14 protein-coding genes are annotated in these 21689 nt (G+C 64.9%); 11 read left to right on the forward strand and 3 right to left on the reverse strand.

The window, feature by feature from the left end:
• Positions 1-285 precede the first annotated feature (285 nt).
• From BLV20_RS13975 to BLV20_RS13985, 3 genes are all read left to right on the forward strand, one after another.
• The gene (locus BLV20_RS13975; RefSeq protein WP_092302366.1) at positions 286-3393 is read left to right on the forward strand and encodes a transglycosylase domain-containing protein; all 3108 of its coding nucleotides are present in this window, start codon (positions 286-288) and stop codon (positions 3391-3393) included.
• Between the two features lie 279 nt (positions 3394-3672).
• Complete coding sequence (locus BLV20_RS13980; RefSeq protein ID WP_092302368.1) at positions 3673-4248, forward strand: PadR family transcriptional regulator; 576 nt, start codon at positions 3673-3675, stop codon at positions 4246-4248.
• Positions 4245-5033 carry a siderophore-interacting protein gene (locus BLV20_RS13985; protein ID WP_092302370.1) on the forward strand — a complete coding sequence of 263 codons (789 nt, stop codon included), beginning with the start codon at positions 4245-4247 and terminating at the stop codon, positions 5031-5033. The genes BLV20_RS13980 and BLV20_RS13985 overlap by 4 nt, the downstream gene beginning before the upstream one ends.
• Positions 5034-5153: 120 nt before the next feature.
• Here BLV20_RS13985 and BLV20_RS13990 read toward each other — a convergent pair whose 3' ends face one another.
• Positions 5154-5813 carry a Pr6Pr family membrane protein gene (locus BLV20_RS13990; RefSeq protein WP_092302373.1) on the reverse strand — a complete coding sequence of 220 codons (660 nt, stop codon included), beginning with the start codon at positions 5811-5813 and terminating at the stop codon, positions 5154-5156.
• Positions 5814-5822: 9 nt separating this feature from the next.
• The gene (locus BLV20_RS13995) at positions 5823-6053 is read right to left on the reverse strand and encodes a VF530 family protein (protein ID WP_053280713.1); all 231 of its coding nucleotides are present in this window, start codon (positions 6051-6053) and stop codon (positions 5823-5825) included.
• Positions 6054-6429: 376 nt separating this feature from the next.
• Here BLV20_RS13995 and BLV20_RS14000 point away from each other — a divergent pair, with 376 nt between their 5' ends.
• The 5 genes from BLV20_RS14000 (at position 6430) to BLV20_RS14020 (ending at position 15009) form a co-directional block, all read left to right on the forward strand.
• Positions 6430-8469: a TonB-dependent receptor gene (locus tag BLV20_RS14000; RefSeq protein ID WP_092302375.1), complete on the forward strand. Its 2040-nt coding sequence runs from the start codon at positions 6430-6432 to the stop codon at positions 8467-8469.
• A gap of 304 nt (positions 8470-8773) precedes the next feature.
• Positions 8774-10147 (forward strand): carbohydrate porin, encoded by a 1374-nt coding sequence (locus BLV20_RS14005; RefSeq protein ID WP_092302377.1) that lies wholly within the window; start codon positions 8774-8776, stop codon positions 10145-10147.
• A 138-nt stretch (positions 10148-10285) separates the two neighbouring features.
• On the forward strand, positions 10286-12706 hold the full coding sequence (locus BLV20_RS14010) for a glucose/quinate/shikimate family membrane-bound PQQ-dependent dehydrogenase (protein ID WP_092302378.1): 2421 nt from the start codon (positions 10286-10288) through the stop codon (positions 12704-12706).
• 1479 nt (positions 12707-14185) lie between these two features.
• Positions 14186-14500: a hypothetical protein gene (locus BLV20_RS14015; RefSeq protein ID WP_092302380.1), complete on the forward strand. Its 315-nt coding sequence runs from the start codon at positions 14186-14188 to the stop codon at positions 14498-14500.
• Between the two features lie 215 nt (positions 14501-14715).
• The gene (locus tag BLV20_RS14020; RefSeq protein WP_092302382.1) at positions 14716-15009 is read left to right on the forward strand and encodes a hypothetical protein; all 294 of its coding nucleotides are present in this window, start codon (positions 14716-14718) and stop codon (positions 15007-15009) included.
• Between the two features lie 89 nt (positions 15010-15098).
• On the opposite strand, the gene BLV20_RS14025 is transcribed toward BLV20_RS14020, so the two are convergent.
• Positions 15099-17441: a putative bifunctional diguanylate cyclase/phosphodiesterase gene (locus BLV20_RS14025; protein WP_092302383.1), complete on the reverse strand. Its 2343-nt coding sequence runs from the start codon at positions 17439-17441 to the stop codon at positions 15099-15101.
• A gap of 404 nt (positions 17442-17845) precedes the next feature.
• On the opposite strand from BLV20_RS14025, the gene lon reads away from it, so the two are divergent.
• From lon to BLV20_RS14040, 3 genes are all read left to right on the forward strand, one after another.
• Entirely contained in the window at positions 17846-20266 is a 2421-nt protein-coding gene (lon, locus tag BLV20_RS14030; RefSeq protein WP_092302385.1) for an endopeptidase La, read from the forward strand.
• A gap of 173 nt (positions 20267-20439) precedes the next feature.
• Positions 20440-20832: a protease inhibitor I42 family protein gene (locus BLV20_RS14035; protein ID WP_092302387.1), complete on the forward strand. Its 393-nt coding sequence runs from the start codon at positions 20440-20442 to the stop codon at positions 20830-20832.
• Between the two features lies 1 nt (position 20833).
• Positions 20834-21469, forward strand: a complete 636-nt coding sequence (locus BLV20_RS14040; RefSeq protein ID WP_092302389.1) for a lysoplasmalogenase — start codon at positions 20834-20836, stop codon at positions 21467-21469.
• Positions 21470-21689 lie beyond the last annotated feature (220 nt).

Genomic DNA, 21689 nt, shown 5'->3' on the forward strand with positions numbered 1-21689 from the left:
CAGCGTCATGCCCCTACCTAGGGCGTATTTACCGGCCGCAACGGCTCTATCTCAGGCTTCTTTAACCCTTCCCCACAGCCACTAGCGGCGAGCGTGCTCGCGGTGCTCGTCGACGATCACGCGGGGTATCGGCAGCGTCGTGGCGGCCGGGGGTTTATCGCGAGCACGCTTGCTGTTCCCGGGGCAGTAATTGTTTTCGGGGCCATCACAAATTTTTCACCATTGCCCACCACCGTCTAAGCTTCAGACAAGTCCGATCAATCTGCGGGAATGGATCAGTCGACTATGGGTGCTTTGTGGCAGACCGATTCGAGAAAAAATGCAGTGCCAACTGATCGCGTGGAAGAAGCGCCTATCCCTGAAAAGTCCCATTCAAGCCGGCATTGGCGTCGGCTGTTCTGGCTATTGTTGCTGATGACCCTGGTCGCCCTGGGTTATGCCGCGTCCAAGGAAATGCGCACCTCGAAACTGCAGGCGCGCGAAATCAGCCAATACGCCGCTCGCCTGAGCTATTCCATGGAGCCCGGCCCCAGCGACGCCATCGTCTACCCCGGCGCCGGCCCCTTCGACAAACGCCTGGGCTACAGCGCCCTCGACGATTTCCTGGCGCGCCTGCTCAAGCGCGGCTATGTGGTGCAGGCGCAGACCCGCTTCTCCCCCGCCTTGATGAACTACAGCGAAAACGGTTTTTTCGTGCCCTACACCGAGAAGATCCAGGCGGGGCTGTCGATCACCGATTGCCGCGCCGCCCCGCTCTATCAATTCAAATACCCGCAACAGCTCTACTCGAACTTCGCCGCCATCCCGCCGGTGATGGTGCGCAGCCTGCTGTTCATCGAAAACCGCGAATTGCTCGATCCCGACCAGCCCCTGGCCAACCCGGCGGTGGACTGGCCGCGCTTCGCCAAGGCCGCCTGGTCGCAAGTGGCCAAGCTGCTGCACCTGCCCGGACAGACGGCGGGCGGCAGCACCCTGGCGACCCAGCTGGAAAAGTACCGGCACTCGCCGGACGGCCTGACCGTGTCCGGCGCGGAGAAAATCCGGCAGATGATTTCCGCCAGCGTGCGCGCCTACCAGGGCGGCCAGCAAACCCTCGAGGCCCGGCGCCGGATCATCCGCGACTACCTCAACAGCGTGCCGCTGTCGGCCGTGCCCGGCCACGGCGAAGTGCACGGCATGGCCGAAGGGCTGCGGGTCTGGTACGGCGCCGACTTCACCCAGGTCAACGAACAGCTGGCGAGCACCGCCAGCGACCCGCAGAGCCTGGCGCAACGCGGCCTGGCCTTGCGCCAGGTGCTGTCGTTGATGATCGCCCAGCGCCGGCCTTCGCATTACCTGTCCAAAGGCCGCCGCGAGCTGGCCGAACTCACCGACAGCCACATCCGCCTGCTGACCCAGAACGGCGTGATCGATGCGCCGCTGTCGGCCGCCGCCCTGGCCAGCAAGGTCATCTTCCGCGACTGGGTGCAGCAACCGACGATCCAGCCGATCGAGACCAACAAGGGCATCAGCGTCGCCCGCAGCCGCCTGGCCGGCCTGCTCAACCGGCCGCTGTACGACCTCGACCGCCTCGACCTGTCGGCCACCAGCACCCTGCAAAGCGAGCTGCAACGCCAGGCCACCGAATACCTCAAGCGCCTGGCCGACCCGGTGTTCGCCGGCGAGATTGGCCTGCTCGGCGAGCGCCTGCTGACGCCGACCAGCACCACCCAGGTGCGTTACAGCTTCACCCTGCTCGAATTGACGCCGGACGGTTCGCGGGTGCGGGTCCAGACCGACAGCACCGACCAGCCCTTCGACATCAACGAAGGCAGCAAGCTGGAGCTGGGCTCCACCGCCAAGCTGCGGGTGCTGACCACCTACCTGCAGATCATCGCCGAGCTGCATGAGCACTACGGCGCCGAAACCCCGGCGGTGCTGAAGAAAGTCGAGATCGCCGAACAGGACCGCCTGAGCCGCTGGGCGTTGGACTACCTGATCCAGAACACCGACCGCAGCCTGCCGAAAATGCTCGAGGCGGCCCTGGACCGCAAATACTCGGCCAGCCCCGGCGAGAGCTTTTTCACCGGCGGCGGGCTGCACACCTTTCATAACTTCCGCAAGGAAGACAACGGCCGCATGCCGACCCTGCGCGATGCCCTGCGCGAATCCATCAACCTGCCGTTCATCCGCCTGATGCGCGATGTAGTGCGCTACAGCACCTACGCCGGCCCCAGCAACAGCGCCAACCTGCTCAAGGATGACGGCGACCCGCGGCGCCAGGAATACCTGGCCAAGTTCGCCGACCGCGAGGGCACCGCCTTCCTCCTGCGGTTCTGGAAGAAGTACCGCAACAAGGACACCCAGGCGCGCCTGGACACCTTCCTCGACAGCATGCACCCCACGCCCATCCGGCTGGCGGCCGTGCACCGCTACCTGCTGCCCGAAGCCAGCCAAGAGAGCTTCAACAGCTTCGTGCGCTCGCACCTCAAGGGCACCAAGCTGAACGAGAAACTCACCGACGAACGCCTGGACAAGCTCTATTACAGCTACGGCCCCGGCGCCTACGACCTGCCCGACCAGGGCTATATCGCCAAGGTGCACCCGCTGGACCTGTGGCTGCTTGGCTACCTGTTGAACAACCCCGACGCCCAGTTCAGCCAGATCGTCAAGGCCAGCGAATTCGAGCGCCAGGAAGTCTACAGCTGGCTGTTCAAGAGCCGGCACAAGAGCGCGCGGGACAGCCGCATCCGCACCATGCTGGAGATCGAGGCGTTCCTCGATATCCACCAGCGCTGGCAGAAAGTCGGCTATCCGTTCGACCACCTGGTGCCCTCGCTGGCGACTGCCATCGGCAGTTCCGGCGACCGCCCCGCGGCGCTGGCCGAGTTGGTCGGGACCATCCTCAACGATGGCGTGCGCCTGCCGACCCTGCGCATCGACAGCCTGCATTTCGCCGCCGATACGCCCTACGAAACCAAGCTGGTCAACGACCCGGCCGAGGGCAAGCGAGTGATGCAGTCGGAAGTGGCCACGGCGCTGCGCGGCGCCCTGTCGCAAGTGGTCGACGCCGGTACCGCCAAGCGTCTCTCCGGCAGCTTCAAGCTGGCCGACGGCACCCCGCTGGCCATGGGCGGCAAGACCGGCACCGGCGACAACCGCATCGAAGCCGTCGGCTCCGGCGGGCGGATCCTCAGTTCGAAGGCCATCAACCGCACCGCCACCTTCGTGTTCTATATCGGCGAGCACCACTTCGGCACCCTCACCGCCTACGTGCCGGGCGCCTCGGCCCAAGGCTTCAAGTTCACCTCGGCGCTGCCGGTCCAGGTGCTCAAGGGCATGGCGCCGATCCTCACGCCGTACCTGCAACCGGGCAGCAACACCCAATGCCTGGGCAACCTGGCCCAACGCTGAAACCTCCCCCCGCAACATAGCCGCCTGTAGCCGCAGCCGAGCCCGCGAGGCTGCGATCGGCTGCGCAGCGGCCGCTAACCGGCAACCCCGTTACTCACTGCGGAAGCCGTTTTGCGAGGACTGCGTCCTCGATCGCAGCCTCGCAGGCTCGGCAGCGGCTACGGACTGTCTCGATTCCCCCCTCTGCGACAAACGGCTGGTGCGGCCAGCACGGAAGTACTTGCGCGGCATTTAAGATATATCTTAAGTTATGTCTTAAACGCACAGGAGAAAGAGGAAATGAGAGAACACCACCCACACCACCGCGAATTCGGCGACGGCCACGACGGTTTCGAAAAACGCCCCGGACGCGAACGCGGCGGCCGCGGCCCGCGGGTTTTTGCCCCCGGCGACCTGAAGCTGCTGTTGCTGGCGCTGATCGCCGAGCAGCCGTGCCACGGCTATGACCTGATCCGCCAGATCGAAGGCATGTTCGATGGCGCCTACAGCCCCAGCCCCGGCGTGATCTACCCGACCCTGACCTTCCTCGAGGAAAGCGAACTGATCAGCGGCGACGCCGAAGGCGGGAAGAAACGCTACAGCGTGACCGAGGCCGGCCGCCTGTCATTGCAGGACCAGGCCATTGCCCTGGACGGCGTGCGCATGCGCATCGATGTCAGCAAGCGCTCGCTGCGCGGCCACGATCGCCCGGCGGAAATCCACGAGGCGGTGCACAACCTGCGCCACGCCCTGCAGATGCACCACGGCCGCTGGAGCCCGCAAGAAATCGTGCGGGTCCGCGACCTGCTGAACGCCACCGCCCGCGCCATCGTCGACGGCCCGGCCACCCCTTCCAGCCAGGAGTCAGTTGAATGAGCACAGACACTTCGCCAACGATTCATCGGGTCAGCCACGAGATCAAGCGCCGCCGCCTGCAAGTGCTGCGGGTGGTCGACCTGACCCCGCGCATGCGCCGCATTACCCTGGGCGGGCCGGAACTCGCCGGCTTCATCAGCCTCGGCAGTGACGATCATGTGAAGCTGCTGTTCCCGCAGAACGCCGAGCAGCAAGCCGCCCTGGAAACCCTGGTGCTGGCTCCGGGCAAGAACGACGGCGCGATGCCGGCCATGCGCGACTACACGCCACGACGCTACGACCTGGATATCGGCGAGCTGGACATCGACTTCGTGCTGCACGGCGACGGCCCCGCCTCCACCTGGGCCGAACAGGCCAGGCCCGGGCAGTTCCTGCACATCGGCGGGCCCCGCGGCTCGATGATCGTGCCGGACATGTTCGACAGCTACTTGCTGATCGGCGACGAAACCGCGCTGCCGGCCATAGCCCGGCGCCTGGAAGAACTGCCCGCCGGGCGCCGGGTGCTGGCGGTGATCGAGATCCAGGACGCGGCCGAGCGCCAGGTGCTGGAAAGCGCGGCGCAGGTCGAGGTGATCTGGGTCGAGCGCGACGGCGGCCAGCAGGACCTGCTCAGCACCGTGCGCGGGCTGCAGGTGCCGAGCGGCAAGCTGTACGCCTGGGTGGCCACGGAAAGCAAAGTCTCGCGGCAGATTCGCCGGGTGCTGCTGGACGAGCACCGGCTCGACGATGAGTTCGTCAAGGCCGCCGGTTATTGGCGCCTGGACAGCGGCAGCGAGGAAGAATAGGCAGCGTTGCTGCCTTTCGCGGGCAAGCCTCGCTCCTACGGAATTGCAGCGGAACACCGCCCTTCACTTTCCGTAGGAGCGAGGCTTGCCCGCGATGACGCCCTTCCAGCCACTGCCCAATCAAGCCCGGCGCCGCCCCAGCCAACGATCCAGCCCGACCATCCCCAGCGCCACCAGCACGAACCCCGCCAGGATGCCCAACGCATTCACGAACGCCTGTGCATAGCCCAGCTTGCCCACATCGACGAAAGGATAGGGATACAGCCCCAGCACATGCCCGCGCAGCAAGACATAGGCGAAATACAGCAGCGGATAAAGCATCCACCCGGCGACATGCCGCAGGCCCAGGCTGCCCTTGGGCACGCAGCACCACCAATAGACGAGGAACAGCAGCGGCATCACGTCGTGCAGCAGCTCGTCGGCCACGAACTGCCAGCCCTGTGGATGCCACAGGTGCCGCAACAGCAGGCTGTACGCCAGCCCCACGACCAGGATGCTCACCGCGATGCCGCTGCCGACCCAGGGTTGCAGGAAGAACAGCTGCCCGCGGGAGCGGCGCAGGTCCAGGGCACAGGTCAGCACCACCGCCACCAGGGTGTTGGTGAGCACGGTGAAAAAACTGAAAAAGTTGACCAGCCCGCCCAGCAGGCTGGCGTCCACCGTCCAGCGCAAATGGAGAATCAGGTACAGCTGGATCGTCAGCCCCACCCAGCCGAGCAACGCGGCCAGGGCGGTGAACAGCCGTTTGCCGCCTGAAGGAAAAACCGGCTCGACAGCCATCGAAGGTCCTTAGAGCGGGCGTTTGGTGCGCTGCAATTTCACGTACAGCTGCTCGACCTTCTCCCGCGCCCAGGGCGTCTTGCGCAGGAACGTCAGGCTCGACTTGATGCTCGGGTCGCTCTTGAAGCAACGGATATCGATGCGCTCGGCCAGCCCCCGCCACTCGTAATGTTCCACCAGCGCCTTGAGGATCTGTTCCAGGGTGACGCCGTGCAGCGGGTCGTTGTTCGTTGCGGTCATGCCAGGCCTTCGAGCAAGAGGAAAAAGGAAAGTCGCGCACCTTAGCCGAGGGTTCGATCCGGTGGAAGGGCGGGTGCGGATCTTGAGTAACTGTAGGTGAGATCCCGCGCGCCGGTGAACGCGCCCATTAACGTAGGAGCGAGGCTTGCCCGCGATGAACGATGACGCGGGGTTTCTGATAACCGGTGGTGCCTGCATCGCGGGCAAGCCTCGCTCCTACGGAAGCGTGTTGAAAAAGTTCCTTTCTTTTTGCGCCAAAAGAGATGTTATATTGTATCAATACAAAACAAAGCCCCGATCCAGACACCTCGCCGTGTCACGCCTGTTCTCTTTTGACGCAAAAGCGCACAGCCCTGCGCTTGCCAAGGAATGACCGATGTCCCTTTCTGCCCCCCGCCCTTTTCGCTCGCTAAGCTGGCGCCTGACGCCGCTGTCCGCCGCCTTGCTATTCGCTTCCCAGGCCCACGCCCTGGAGCTGCAACCGCAGGTCATCACCGCCAACCCGCTGGGCAGCCAGCAGACGGCAGCGCCGAGCACGGTGCTCGAAGGCGACGAGCTGACCCTGCAACAGCAAGGCAGCCTGGGCGAAACCCTGAATAAACAGCCGGGCGTGTCTTCGTCCTACTTCGGCCCGGGCGCCAGCCGCCCGATCATTCGCGGCCTGGACGGCGATCGCATTCGCGTGCTGCGCAATGGCGTCGGCGCCCTGGATGCTTCGTCGCTGTCCTACGACCACGCCGTGCCACTGGACCCGGTCAACGTCGAGCGCATCGAGATCGTCCGCGGCCCGGCCGCCCTGCTGTATGGCGGCAACGCCATCGGCGGGGTGGTCAACACCTTCGATAACCGCATCCCCACCGCCGCCATCGAAGGCATCCACGGTGCCGGCGAATTGCGCTACGGCGGCGCCGACACCACCCGCAGCAGCGCAGGCAAGCTGGAAGCCGGCAACGGCACCTTCGCCCTGCACCTGGACGCCAACTCGCGGCAGTTCAACGACCTGAAAATCCCCGGCTACGCCCGCAGCCGCCATGCCCCGCCCAGCGAAGACGGCAACGGCAAGAAAGGCCGCCTGGGCAACAGCGACGGGCGCCAGGACGGCGGCGCCGTCGGCGGTTCCTATACCTGGGACGACGGTTACGCCGGGCTGTCCTACAGCAAATACGACTCCAACTACGGCTCGCCCGCCGAAGACGCTGTGCGCATCCGCATGAAGCAGGATCACTACGCCTTCGCCTCGGAACTGCGCAACCTCGACGGCCCCTTCAGCTCGCTGAAATTCGACGCCGGCTACACCGATTACGAGCACCGCGAAATCGAAGACGGCGAGACCGGCACGGTTTTCAAGAACAAGGGTTACGAAGCCCGGGTCGAAGCCCGCCACCAGCCCCTTGGCCCGCTCAATGGGGTGATCGGCGCCCAGGTCAGCCGCAGCGAGTTTTCCGCGCTCGGCGAAGAAGCCTTCGTGCCCCAGACCGATACCGACAGCGCCGCGCTGTTCATCCTCGAAGAATTGCAGGCCACCGAGCGCCTGAAACTCAGCCTCGGCGGGCGCCTGGAACACACCCGCGTCGACCCGGACGGCAAAGGCAACGAGCGCTTCAGCCAGGCCGACAGCTCCAGCAGCTTCACCGCCGGCAGCCTGTCCTCCGGCGCGGTCTACACCCTGACACCGATCTGGTCCGTGGCCGCCACCCTGGGCTACACCGAGCGCGCCCCGACCTTCTACGAGCTGTATGCCAACGGCGCCCACGTGGCCACCGGCACCTATGAAGTCGGCGACGCCAACCTGTCGAAGGAAAAAGCCGTGTCCAGCGACCTGGCCCTGCGCTTCGACAACGGCACCCACAAAGGCAGCGTCGGGCTGTTCTACAGCCACTTCTCCAACTACATCGGCCTGCTGGGCAGCGGTCGCACCCTCAACGACGAAGGCGAGGAAGATGCCGACGGCATGCCGGAATACACCTATTCCGGAGTGCGCGCGCGCTTTGCCGGGATCGAGGCCCAGGACCACTGGAAGCTCGGCGAAAGCGCCTATGGCAAGTTCGCCCTGGAGCTGTCCGGCGACTACACCCGCGCCAAGAACCTGGACAACGGCGAAGCCCTGCCGCGCATCGCGCCGCTGCGCCTGAACAGCGGCCTGCTGTGGGAACTGGACCGCTGGCAGGCGCGCATCGATGTCGAACACGCCGCCAGCCAGCGGCGCGTACCGGACAACGAAAGCGGCACCGACGGCTACACCACCCTGGGCGCCAGCGCCGGTTACCACTTCGACATCGGCAGCAGCCAGTGGCTGGCCTTCGTCAAGGGCGAGAACCTGACCAACCAGACCGTGCGCTACGCCAGCTCGATCCTGCGCGACATCGCCCCGGCCCAGGGGCGCAGCATCGAGGTCGGCTTGCGCACCACCTTCTGAGGTTCCTGAGGCGCGACGGCCGGCAACGGGCGTCGCGCCTCATGGCATTGCTCGCGCCCGGCGCAGCGCGAGGCCCGTATTCCGGGCGGCGAGACGGCACTGTTACCGAATCCGAAATGATCCATGTCAACAAAAGCGCTTTCTCTCGCCAGGCCCCTGATTTATTCTTCGCGCCGCTCAAGCTGAAACCTTTAATCCTGCCCTTTGCATCAGCTGTATTAACGTGCTCGCGCGGCTGCGCACCGAGCCACGTCGAGCCTTTGCTTGCCTGCCCATTTCCTTGAATAAGACCAAGATTTCACCTATGCCAGATGTTCAAACCCTTAAAGACAGCGCTGTCTTTCACCCTACCGCCAGCCACAAAACCCTGACCCTGCTCGGCGCCCTCGGCCTGGCCACCTGCGCCCAGGCGGCGCCGGCCTTCGACAGCGAGTCCCCGTGGATGCTCGGCGACTGGAACGGCAACCGCACCGAGCTGGCGAAAAAAGGCTACGACTTCAAGATCGACTTCGTCGGCGAAATGGGCTCCAACCTGCATGGCGGCTACGATGACGACCGCACCGCGCGCTTCAGCGACCAGTTCGCCTTCGGCAGCCACCTGGACCTGGACAAGATCCTCGGCTGGGACGATGCCGAGTTCCAGCTGACCATCACCAAGCGTGACGGCGACAACATCAGCAACGACCGCATCAACGACCCGCGCGTCGGCGGCTTTACCTCGGCCCAGGAAGTCTGGGGCCGTGGCCAGACCTGGCGCCTGACGCAGATGTGGTACCAGCAGAAATTCTTCGACCAGAAGCTCGACATCAAGGTCGGCCGGTTCGGCCAGGGCGAAGACTTCAACAGCTTCCCCTGCGACTTCCAGAACCTGGCGTTCTGCGGCTCCCAGGTCGGCAACTGGGCCGGCAGCGTCTGGTACAACTGGCCAGTCAGCCAATGGGCGCTGCGGGTCAAGTATCACCTGACCCCCGAGCTCTACGCGCAGATCGGCGCCTATGAACAGAACCCGTCCAACCTCGAGCGCGACAACGGCTTCAAGCTCAGCGGCAGCGGCACCCAGGGCACCCTGCTGCCGGTGGAGCTGGTGTGGACGCCAAGGCTCAACGGCCTGCCGGGCGAATACCGCGCCGGTTACTACTACAGCAGCGCCAAGGCCAGCGATGTGTACAAGGACAGCAACGGCCAGCCGGCCGCCTTGAGCGGCGAGGCCTATCGCAGCAGTTCGAGCAAGCACGGGATGTGGCTGGGCGTGCAGCAGCAGGTCACCAGCCTGGCCAGCGACCACTCGCGCGGCTTGAGCCTGTTCGCCAACGCGACGATGCACGACAAGAAGACCAACGCCATCGACAACTACGTCCAGGCCGGACTGGTCTACAAGGGCCTGTTCGAGGCGCGGGCCAAGGACGACATCGGCTTCGCCATGGCCCGGGTCCACGTCAACCCGGCCTACCGCAAGAACGCCGAGGCGACCAACCAGGCCAACGTCATCCACGACTACGACAACCCGGCCTACCTGCCGCCCCAGGACACCGAATACAGCGCCGAGCTGTACTACGGCGTGCACGTCACCAACTGGCTGACCGTGCGCCCGAACCTGCAATACATCCGCCACCCGGGCGGCGTGGACCAGGTCGACGACGCATTGATCGGTGGGATCAAGATCCAGAGCTCGTTCTGAACGGCGCCCGTGCGCCCAATCTGAATAAAACTGTTTTGCCGAACGTTTTGCCCCAACACGCTGAACCATGCCTGCGCTTGATCGTCATCTAAAGTGAACAAGCGCGGGACTACCTTAAACATTACGGAGAACCACACTATGAGCACTGAGGGTGCTTCAAGTCCGAGCCGCCTGCTGCCGAGCCTGCTCGGTATCTTGCTGCTGCTAATGGGCCTGGCCATGCTGGCCGGGGGGATCAAGCTGAGCATGCTCGGCGGCTCGCTGTACTACCTGCTGGCGGGTATCGGCCTGATCGTCAGCGGCGTGCTGCTGCTGGCCGGCCGTAGTGCCGCGCTGATCGTCTACGGTGTGGTGCTGTTCGCCAGCGCCGTCTGGGCCCTGTGGGAAGTCGGCCTGGACTGGTGGCAGCTGGTGCCGCGCCTGTCGCTGTTGTTTGCCCTGGGTGTGGTTCTGCTGCTGCCATGGTTCCGCCGTCCGCTGCTGCGCAACGGCCCGGCGCCGCTGGGTACCGCGGTACTCGGCGCGGCCGTGGTCCTGGCCGGTGGTGCCGCGATCGGTAGCCAGTTCACCAACCCTGGCGAGATCTCGGGCGAGCTGGGCCGCGAAAGCGCCAGCACCACCAGCGCCGCGCCGTCGATGCCCGAAGGCGACTGGCAGGCGTATGGCCGCAGCGAATTCGGCGACCGCTACTCGCCACTCAAGCAGATCACCCCGGCCAACGTCGGCAAGCTGCAGGAAGCCTGGCGCATCCGCACCGGCGACATGCCAACCGACAAGGACCCGGTGGAAATCACTAACCAGAACACCCCGCTGAAGGTCAACGGCATGCTCTATGCCTGCACCGCCCACAGCCAGGTGCTGGCGCTGGACCCGGACACCGGCAAGGAAATCTGGCGTTTCGACCCGAAGATCCAGGGCCCGAACGGCGATGACTTCCGCGGCTGGGCGCACATGACCTGCCGTGGCGTGTCGTACTACGACGAAGCCAGCTTCAACAAGACCGACGCCATCAGCACCCCGGCCAGCCTCTCGGCCGCCGGCCAGGCCATCGCCGCCAGCTGCCCGCGTCGCCTGTTCCTGCCGACCGCCGACGCGCGCCTGATCGCCCTCAACGCCGACACCGGCAAGGTCTGCGAAGACTTCGGCAACAAAGGCGCGGTGGACCTCAAGGCCGGTATCGGCCCGTTCACCCCGGGCGGCTACTACTCGACGTCGCCGGCGGCCATCACCCGTAACCTGGTGATCATCGGCGGCCACGTGACCGACAACGAGTCGACCAACGAGCCGTCCGGCGTGATCCGCGCCTTCGACGTGCACGACGGCCACCTGGTCTGGAACTGGGACGCCGGCAACCCCGACGTCACCACGCCGCTGCCGGAAGGCCAGACCTACACTCGCAACTCGCCGAACATGTGGTCCCTGGCCAGCGTCGACGAGAAGCTGGGCCTGGTCTACCTGCCACTGGGCAACCAGATGCCTGACCAATGGGGCGGCAACCGCACCGAGGGCGCCGAGAAATTCAGCGCCGGCACCGTGGCCCTGGACATCGACACCGGCAAGCTGCGCTGGAACTACCAGTTCACTCACCATGACCTGTGGGACATGGACGTGGGCAGCCAGCCGACCCTGGTGGACATGAAGACCGCCGACGGCATCAAGCCGGCGCTGATCCAGCCGACCAAGCAAGGCAGCCTGTATGTGCTGGACCGCCGCGACGGCACCCCGATCGTGCCGATCCGCGAAGTGCCGGCACCGGGCGGTGCGGTCGAGGGTGACCGTACTGCGCCGACCCAGGCCCGTTCGGACCTGAACCTGCTGCCACCGCCGCTGGAAGAAAAAGGCATGTGGGGCGCCACGCCGTTCGACCAGATGCTGTGCCGCATCCAGTTCAAGGAACTGCGCTACGAAGGCCAGTACACCCCGCCGTCGATCCAGGGCAGCCTGGTCTACCCGGGTAACGTCGGCGTGTTCAACTGGGGCAGCGTGTCGATCGACCCGGTCCGCCACCTGCTGTTCACCAGCCCGAACTACATGGCCTTCGTTTCCAAGCTGGTGCCGCGCGCCGAAGTCGCCGCCGACAGCAAGCGCGAAAGCGAAACCTCCGGCGTGCAACCCAACACCGGCGCGCCTTACGCGGTGATCATGCATCCGTTCATGTCGCCGTTCGGCGTACCTTGCCAGGCCCCGGCCTGGGGCTACGTGGCCGGTATCGACCTGACCACCAACAAAGTGGTGTGGAAGCACAAGAACGGCACCAGCCGCGACAGCTCGCCGGTACCGATCGGCCTGCCCATCGGCGTGCCGAGCATGGGCGGCTCGATGGTCACCGCCGGCGGCGTAGGCTTCCTCAGCGGCACCCTGGACCAGTACATCCGCGGTTATGACGTGAACAACGGCAAGGAACTGTGGAAGTCACGCCTGCCAGCGGGCGGCCAGGCCACGCCGATGAGCTACACCGGCAAGGATGGCAAGCAATACGTGCTGGTGGTCGTGGGCGGCCACGGCTCGCTGGGCACCAAGATGGGCGACTACATCATTGCCTACAAACTGCCGGAATAAGCGTTAGCGGCGGTGAATGAAAAGGCGGCTACTTGCGGGTAGCCGCCTTTTTTTATGGCGAGCGCTGGGGGACGTTGCTTCAGTCTTCTCATGTGTATTGCCCGGCCTGACGTCATCGCGAGCAAGCTTCGCTCCTACAGAAACAGAATCGCAATGTCCTTCCTCACGCCTTCGTAGGAGCGAGGCTTGCCCGCGATAAGGCCCGCCCAAGCACCCACAATGTTCCCGGACGATAACGATTCATGTAGCCGCTGCCGAAGGCTGCGATCGGCCGCGAAGCGGACGCCACAATCTAAAGGGCCGCCAGAGGTCCGGCGGGAAATCGCGAACCAAGGCCCTGCGGGCCTTATCGCAGCCTCGCGGGCTCGGCAGCGGCTACAGGCCAATGTCACGCCAAAATCGGCGTTGATGCCGGGCGGCGATCAACCTGTAGCCGCTGCCGAAGGCTGCGATCGGCCGCGAAGCGGACGCCACAATCTGAAGGGCCACCAGAGGTCCGGCGGGAAATCGCGAACCAAGGCCCTGCGGGCCTTATCGCAGCCTCGCGGGCTCGGCAGCGGCTACAGACCAATGTCGATCCCAGATCGGTGTTGATGCCGGGCGCGATCAACCTGTAGCCGCTGCCGCAGGCTGCGATCGGCCGCGAAGCGGACGCGACAATCTAAAGGCCGCCAGAGGTCCGGCGGGAGATCGGGAACCAAGGCCCTGCGGGCCTTATCGCAGCCTCGCGGGCTCGGCAGCGGCTACAGGCCAATGTCACGCCAAAATCGGTGTTGATGCCGGGCGGCGATCAACCTGTAGCCGCTGCCGAAGGCTGCGATCGGCCGCGAAGCGGACGCCACAATCTAAAGGCCACCAGAGGTCCGGCAGGAAATCGCGAACCAAGGCCCTGCGGGCCTTATCGCAGCCTCGCTGGCTCGGCAGCGGCAACGGGCCAATGTCGAGCCGGAATCGGTGTTGATGCCGGGCGGCGATCAACCTGTAGCCGCTGCCGCAGGCTGCGATCGGCCGCGAAGCGGACGCCACAATCTAAAGGGCCGTCAGAGGTCCGGCGGGAGATCGCGAACCAAGGCCCTGCGGGCCTTATCGCAGCCTCGCGGGCTCGGCAGCGGCTACAGACCAATGTCGATCCCAGATCGGTGTTGATGCCGGGCGCGATCAACCTGTAGCCGCTGCCGAAGGCTGCGATCGGCCGCGAAGCGGACGCGACAATCTAAAGGCCGCCAGAGGTCCGGCGGGAAATCGCGAACCAAGGCCCTGCGGGCCTTATCGCAGCCTCGCGGGCTCGGCAGCGGCTACAGGCCAATGTCGAGCCGGAATCGGGGGCGGCGGTTATAGCGAAAATTCCTACAACACGCGTCGACTCCCATCACCTTGTCCCGCCGGGCCTCGGACTCTATGGTTTGGCCTGTCACTGCCAATTCAGTGACAGGGCGTAGGAACCCTTTTGATGACCCTGGGCGCACTGGAGCCAGTTCAATGAAAAAGGTTGTTTCCGATACACCCGCCCTACCCACCGCCCCCCGCCGCTACATGGCCCTCACCAGCAACGACTGCACCATCCCCGCCTTGCTGATCGACACCGAGGCGCCCCTGGATGTGCTGCATGAAGCCGCTGTCCACCGCATCCGTGCGGCGGCCCAGCTGCTGGAAAACATCGCCAGCGACGCCAACTTGCTCGGCAACCCGGCCCTGCTCCAGGACTTCGCCCAGCTTTGCGTGATTCCGCTGCGCGACGGGTGCGACTTGCTGGACGTGCTCGGGCGACGCCTGCAGGAACCCTTGCTGACCTGAACCTTGATCCCGGGGCTGGCGGCTCCAGCCGGCCCTGCACCGACTCATCCCAGCCGCTCATTGCAAAGGGACATTAGCCCATCTGTGCTAATCGACCCTCCCCCACCCCGGCGATATAGTGCCCAGCAACCACTCGCTCTTCTGCCCACCACCGCTCTGCGGTGTCGGGGCCGGCTGCGCCGTAGAAAACACAACGACACCAAGGAAGAATCACCATGAACCTGCACCCCGCTGCCCGTCGCCTCACGCTGCTCGGCCTCCTGGCACTCGCCCTGGGCGGTTGCGCCATTGCCAAACCCAGCAACGACGACCTCAAGAACCGCGCCCAGACCACCCTCGGCAAGCCCGTGGACGCGGTCTCCAACGTGCGTAGCGACGCTTCCCAGACCTACTTCACCGCCAGCACCAGCAACGGCGAATACAATTGCATCTTGCCCAGTGGCGGCATGGTCGCCTTCGCCACCATGGGCGGCGTCGTAGCGCTCCCCGCCGAGTGCACCAAGCAGTAAGCCGGCCCTCCCTGACGACAGGCTTCACACCCTGAAGCAGGGCCTGCGAATGCCTGGCGCCAGCGCCTGGAACGGCCATACCGTGCAGCTCAGCTGGAAATGCGCGACTTCATCAGCCACGCCTCGAAGGCCACGGCGCCCAGCGGCCGGCTGATCAAGTAGCCCTGGGCCGTGTCGCAATGCCAGCGCTCCAGCAGGCGCAGGCTGCGCTCCTGCTCCACCCCTTCGGCCACCACCTTGAGCCCCAGGTTGTGGCTCATCTCGATGGTGGAACGCACGATCACCGCGTCGCCGCTGGTTTCGTCGAGGTTGCGGATAAACGACTGGTCAATCTTCAGCTCCTGCACCGGCAGCCGCTGCAATTGCGCCAGCGACGAGTAGCCGGTGCCGAAGTCGTCCACCGACAGGCTGATGCCGCAGTCGCGCAGGCTCTGCAACACCTCCAGCGCCTGCTCCGGGTGCCGCATGATGGCGCTTTCGGTGATCTCGAAAATCAGCTGCTCGGCGGACAGCCGATACCGTTGCAGCAGCACACTCACCCGGGCCGCCAGGTCGTAGCCATGCAGGTCATCGGCCGAGATGTTCAGCGACAACTGCAGATGCAGCCCGCGCATGTTCCATTCGGCCAGTTGCCGCATGCCCTCCTCGATCACCCACAGGGTCAGGCTGTTCATGCTGCCGGTGCGCTCGGCCAGGGGGATGAACTCGGCCGGCGAGACCATGCCGAACTCCGGGTGCTGCCAGCGCAACAGGGCTTCGGCCTGATGCACATGGCCATGGCGCAGGTCCAGCTTGGGCTGGTACAGCAGGAACAGCTCGCCTTCCGCCGCGGCCCGGCGCAGGTCGCGGATCAGCCCGACCTGGCGCTGATGGGCGAGGTCGCGATCCTGCTGGTAGATCTGCAGGTAGCCGGGCTGGGCGGCCGCGTCGTGGCGGGCGATGGCGGCGCGGCTGATGAGCTCTTCCGCCGATTGCCCGTCGGTGGGGTAGACCGCCACGCCAATGCACACCTGGCGCTGCACCTCATCGCCATGGAGGGTCTGCGGCCGGCTCAGTAACGCGTGGAGCCGGTCGGCCATGGCCACCGCCCCGTCGATCTCGGTGTTTTCCAGGAGCAACAGGAACTCGTTGGCGGTGATGCGCGCGGCGGTGTCGCCGGCGGATACGGTCTCCGACAGCCGCCGGCTGACTTCGCGCATCATCTGTTCCACGCCTTCCGGGCCCAGGCCCTCGTTGATCGCACGGTAATCCTCGATGCCCAGGTACAGCAGCACCACATTGCGCCCGGCGTTGATGGCATTGCTCAGGCGTTCCATGGCCAGCGCCCGGTTGGGCAGGCCGGTCAGGGGGTCGTGCAGGGCGTTGTGGGCCAGCTGCATCTCGCGGCTGGCAATCCCGCTTTGCATGGCATTGATCGCCTCGGCCAACAAGCCGAACTCGTCGGTGCGCTTGAGCACCACCGGCGTCTGGTAATTTCCCGCGCCGATGCGCTGGGCCGCCTCGGCCAGCACGTTCAGCGGCCGCGAGACCCGCCGCGCCATGAGCAGGGCGCAGGCCAGCGACACCACCAACGCCACCAGGGCAATCGCCAGGAACTCCCTGTCCAGCGGCGCAAAGGCCTGCAAGGCGTGATCCAGCGGGCTTTGCAGCAACGCCAAAACCTTGGGGTCGTCGGGGTCGCCGGTATTGGCCAGTTGCAGGGCCTGGTTGAGAAAGCGCTTGCCGTGGGCATCGCTCAACTGCGGTCGCGAGCGCCAGGCCTCGTTGCGCAGGGTGGTGATGATGGTGGCCCAGAAAATGTCCGGCTGGGTGCTGAACAGCTCCCCCGCGCGCCGGTCCTGCAAGGTGAGGAAAGACACCTCCAGGTTGCTCATGGAGCGCAGTTCGCTGGCGAACAGGTCGTCCATGCGAAACGCCATGACGACCCGGTTCATGTGCATCGGCGTCAGCACCTGGCCCTGGACCAACAGGTAAGGCTGGCCCTTGAGCGCGACGATCAACATGCTTTTGTTCTGCCGCAGGGCCGTGCGCAGGGCCCGGTCGTAGGGAAACTGCTCGTGCTCGGCGATGGTCGCCAGGGTGCTGGCGATCACCGTGCCTTCGGCGCCAAGCACGAACAGCTCGCTGCCGCGGGTGCCGGTGCCATGCTGGCGCAGCGCGTGGAGGATCTCCTGCGAGTCGCCGTTGATCACCGCCTGGCGAAACCGCGCGTCCACCACCAGCCAGTCCACGCCATAACGCAAGCGCCGGCCGCGCAGTTCGAGCAGGCGTTCGAACACCCGGGTGCCGGTTTGCAGCTGCACTTGCGCCTGGTTTTCCACCGCGTGATTGGTCGCGGCCTTGACGGCGAAATACACCACCCCGATCACGATCAACAGCAATAACGCCAATACTCCCGTGATTCTCACCTGGAACGTATGGCGCCACTTCATGAGGCCGCTCTCGCCGCCGCGACCTCACTGTTCTCGACCTTGCACCGCCACGGCGACAGCCGCTGCTCCCCGCTGAAAAGTCCCTTGATCATTACGCGTCCCTCTGGGCGGCTAAAGATGCGTCAAATAAATGCCATTTCCATGATGACATTCAATCGTTGCAGATTAGACCGCCCAGACCAGAAGATCACGCAATAAAATCAGGGGGTTTACAATGTCATTTTTCTGTCACCGCCAATTTACCAACGTTCCTGCGCAGAAATGACAGCCTCGCCATCGCGGTTTTGAAAGCTGCACCGCGTTGCGCCGACAAGGACTGAAATAATTGATCCGGCCCGCCCACCATTGAAACCGCTCATCAGCTGCCCCATCTAACTGCCCATACCCCATTGCGCAGGTGCCCCATGAGCGACCAGCAAGAACTTCCTGAAACCATGAGTGAATACGCCGACCCGGAAAACGCCGAACTCCATACGTCCTCCGGCACGGGCCTGGCGCTACCCGGGCAGAATCTGCCGGACAAGGTCTACATCATTCCCATCCACAACCGGCCCTTCTTCCCCGCGCAAGTCCTGCCGGTGATCGTCAACGAAGAACCCTGGGCCGAAACCCTGGAACTGGTGAGCAAGTCCGAACACCATTCACTGGCGCTGTTCTTCATGGACACCCCGCCGGAAGATCCACGCCATTTCGATACCTCGTCCCTGCCGCTGTACGGCACCCTGGTCAAGGTGCACCACGCCAGCCGCGAGGGCGGCAAGTTGCAGTTCGTGGCCCAGGGCCTGACCCGCGTGCGCATCCGCACCTGGCTCAAGCACCATCGCCCGCCGTACCTGGTGGAGGTCGAATACCCGCATCAGCCGAGCGAGCCGACCGACGAGGTCAAGGCCTACGGCATGGCGCTGATCAACGCGATCAAGGAACTGCTGCCGCTCAACCCGCTGTACAGCGAAGAACTGAAGAACTACCTCAACCGCTTCAGCCCCAACGACCCCTCGCCCCTGACCGACTTCGCCGCCGCGCTGACCTCGGCCACCGGCAACGAATTGCAGGAAGTGCTCGACTGCGTGCCGATGCTCAAGCGCATGGAAAAAGTCCTGCCGATGCTGCGCAAGGAAGTCGAGGTCGCGCGCCTGCAGAAGGAGATTTCCGCGGAGGTCAATCGCAAGATCGGCGAGCACCAGCGCGAGTTCTTCCTCAAGGAACAGCTCAAGGTGATCCAGCAGGAGCTGGGCCTGACCAAGGACGACCGCAGCGCCGACATCGAGCAGTTCGAGCAGCGCCTGCAGGGCAAGGTCCTGCCGCCCCAGGCGCAGAAACGCATCGAGGAGGAGATGAACAAGCTGTCGATCCTCGAGACCGGCTCGCCGGAATACGCCGTCACCCGCAACTACCTGGAATGGGCCACCGCGGTGCCCTGGGGCGTGTTCGGCGAGGACAAGCTCGACCTCAAGCATGCGCGCAAGGTGCTGGACCAGCACCACGCCGGCCTCGACGACATCAAGAGCCGAATTCTCGAATTCCTCGCGGTCGGCGCCTACAAGGGCGAGATCAGCGGTTCCATCGTGCTGCTGGTGGGCCCGCCCGGCGTGGGCAAGACCAGTGTCGGCAAATCCATCGCCGAATCCCTGGGCCGGCCGTTCTACCGCTTCAGCGTCGGCGGCATGCGTGACGAGGCCGAGATCAAGGGCCATCGCCGCACCTACATCGGCGCCTTGCCGGGCAAGCTGGTGCAGGCCTTGAAAGACGTCGAAGTGATGAACCCGGTGATCATGCTCGACGAGATCGACAAGATGGGCCAGAGCTTCCACGGCGACCCGGCGTCGGCGCTGCTGGAAACCCTCGACCCGGAACAGAACGTGGAATTCCTCGACCACTACCTGGACCTGCGCCTGGACCTGTCGAAAGTGCTGTTCGTGTGCACCGCCAACACCCTGGACTCGATTCCCGGCCCGTTGCTGGACCGGATGGAAGTGATTCGCCTGTCGGGCTACATCACCGAAGAAAAACTGGCCATCGCCAAGCGCCACCTGTGGCCCAAGCAGCTGGAAAAGGCGGGTGTGTCCAAGGCCAACCTGAGCATCAGCGACGCGACCCTGCGCGCGGTGATCGATGGCTACGCCCGCGAGGCCGGCGTGCGCCAGCTGGAAAAACAGCTGGGCAAACTGGTGCGCAAGGCGGTGGTGCGGCTGCTGGACAACCCGGACGCGGTGATCAAGCTCGGCACCAAGGACCTGGAGGCCTCCCTGGGCATGCCGGTGTTCCGTAACGAACAAGTGCTCAGCGGCACCGGGGTGATCACCGGCCTGGCCTGGACCAGCATGGGCGGCGCCACGCTGCCAATCGAAGCCACGCGGATTCACACCCTCAACCGCGGCTTCAAGCTCACCGGGCAGTTGGGCGATGTGATGAAGGAATCGGCGGAAATCGCCTACAGCTACGTCACTTCGCACCTCAAGCAGTTCGGTGGCGACGCCAAGTTCTTCGACGAGGCGTTCGTCCACCTGCACGTGCCCGAAGGCGCCACGCCGAAGGACGGCCCGAGCGCCGGGGTGACCATGGCCAGCGCCTTGCTGTCGCTGGCGCGCAACCAGCCGCCGAAAAAGGGCGTGGCCATGACCGGCGAGCTGACCCTGACCGGGCATGTCCTGCCCATTGGCGGGGTGCGCGAGAAAGTCATCGCGGCGCGCCGGCAGAAACTTTTTGAGCTGATCCTGCCGGAAGCCAACCGCGGCCACTTCGAGGAACTGCCGGACTACCTCAAGGAAGGCATCACCGTGCACTTCGCCAAGCGTTTCGCCGACGTGGCGAAAGTGCTGTTCTAAACACGTTCCTGTAGGAGCGAGGCTTGCCCGCGATGGCCTCGCTGCGGTGTGCCTGGTACACCGCGGCGTTTAGATCGCGGGCAAGCCTCGCTCCTACAGAATTGCTAGCCCGGCACATATTCCTCAATCTTCGGTTATGCTCGCCGTTTGTCATGAACGGAGCTTTCTGACCCATGCCGCCGATTCGTCTGTTTCTGCCCCTCAGCCTTGCCCTGCTGGCCGCCTGCGCCAGCCAACCCAAGCAAAACGTCACGGTCGAAAAACAGAGCGAATGCCCGGTACAGCTGAGCAAGGGGCAAAACCTAATCCTGACCCTGCCAAGCAACCCAACCACGGGTTATCGCTGGGCGATCCAGGACTCGGCCGGTGGCGTGCTGCGCAAAATCAGCCCCGAGGTCTACAGCAACCCCGAAGACAGCGGCCTGGTGGGCAGCGGTGGCCAGTCCACCTGGCGTTTCCAGGCCTTCGCCGCCGGCAGCGGACGCCTGCTGCTGACCTATCAACAACCCTGGGCCCCGGAAGTCGCGCCGGTAAAAGCCTTCGACTGCGCCATTTCGGTCCAATGACATGGGCTGGCTGATCCTGGCGCTGATGGGCGCGATTACTTTCCTCTACGGCCTGAGCATCCACGCCAGCCTGCTGTGCCTGCTGGTCAAGCCGCTGCCGGTACTGGCCCTGCTCGGCTGGTTGCACGATGCGCCCGCCGGCGATTATCGCCGCTGGATCGGCCTCGGCCTGATGTTTTCCCTGCTCGGCGATGTGCTGCTGGCCTGGCCCGCCGACCTGTTCGTATTTGGCCTCGGTGCCTTCCTGATTGCCCACCTGGCCTATCTCAAGGCCTACACCAGCGATTGCCGGCGCCTGGCGCCCGTGCCGCTGTTGCTGGCCCTGGGCGTCGGGGCGGTGCTCCTGGGGATCCTGATCAGCCATGGCCTCGGCCCGTTGCTGGTGCCGGTGATCATCTACGGCCTGGCCATCAGCGCCATGCTCTGGCGCGCCCTGGCCCGCCTGGGCAGCGACGTGCCCAAGCGCTCGGCGCAACTGGCCGCCGTCGGCGCCGTGGCTTTCGTGTTCTCCGACAGCGTGATCGGCATCAGCCGTTTTGTGGTGGCTTTCGATGCCGCGCCTTACCTGATCATCATCAGTTACTGGCTGGGGCAATGGGGAATTGCAGCATCGGCCTTCAGCCAGAAACCCCGCTGAATCTGTAGTCGCTGCCGAGCCCGCGAGGCTGCGATCGGTTTGGGCGGCATTGCGACAAAGCGGCCGTAAAATCGGCCGCCGCGGTCTTTCAAATAACTCCGTGCGCAGCCTCGCGGGCTCGGCAGCGGCTACAGGGCTACGGGATTACAGGCGGGGATCCACCGGGGCGCCTTGTGTCGTCCTCAATGCCCTGAAGGCCCCACAGGCCTTATCGCCGCCT

This window comes from Pseudomonas sp. NFIX28, assembly GCF_900107395.1.
Taxonomy (GTDB): domain Bacteria; phylum Pseudomonadota; class Gammaproteobacteria; order Pseudomonadales; family Pseudomonadaceae; genus Aquipseudomonas.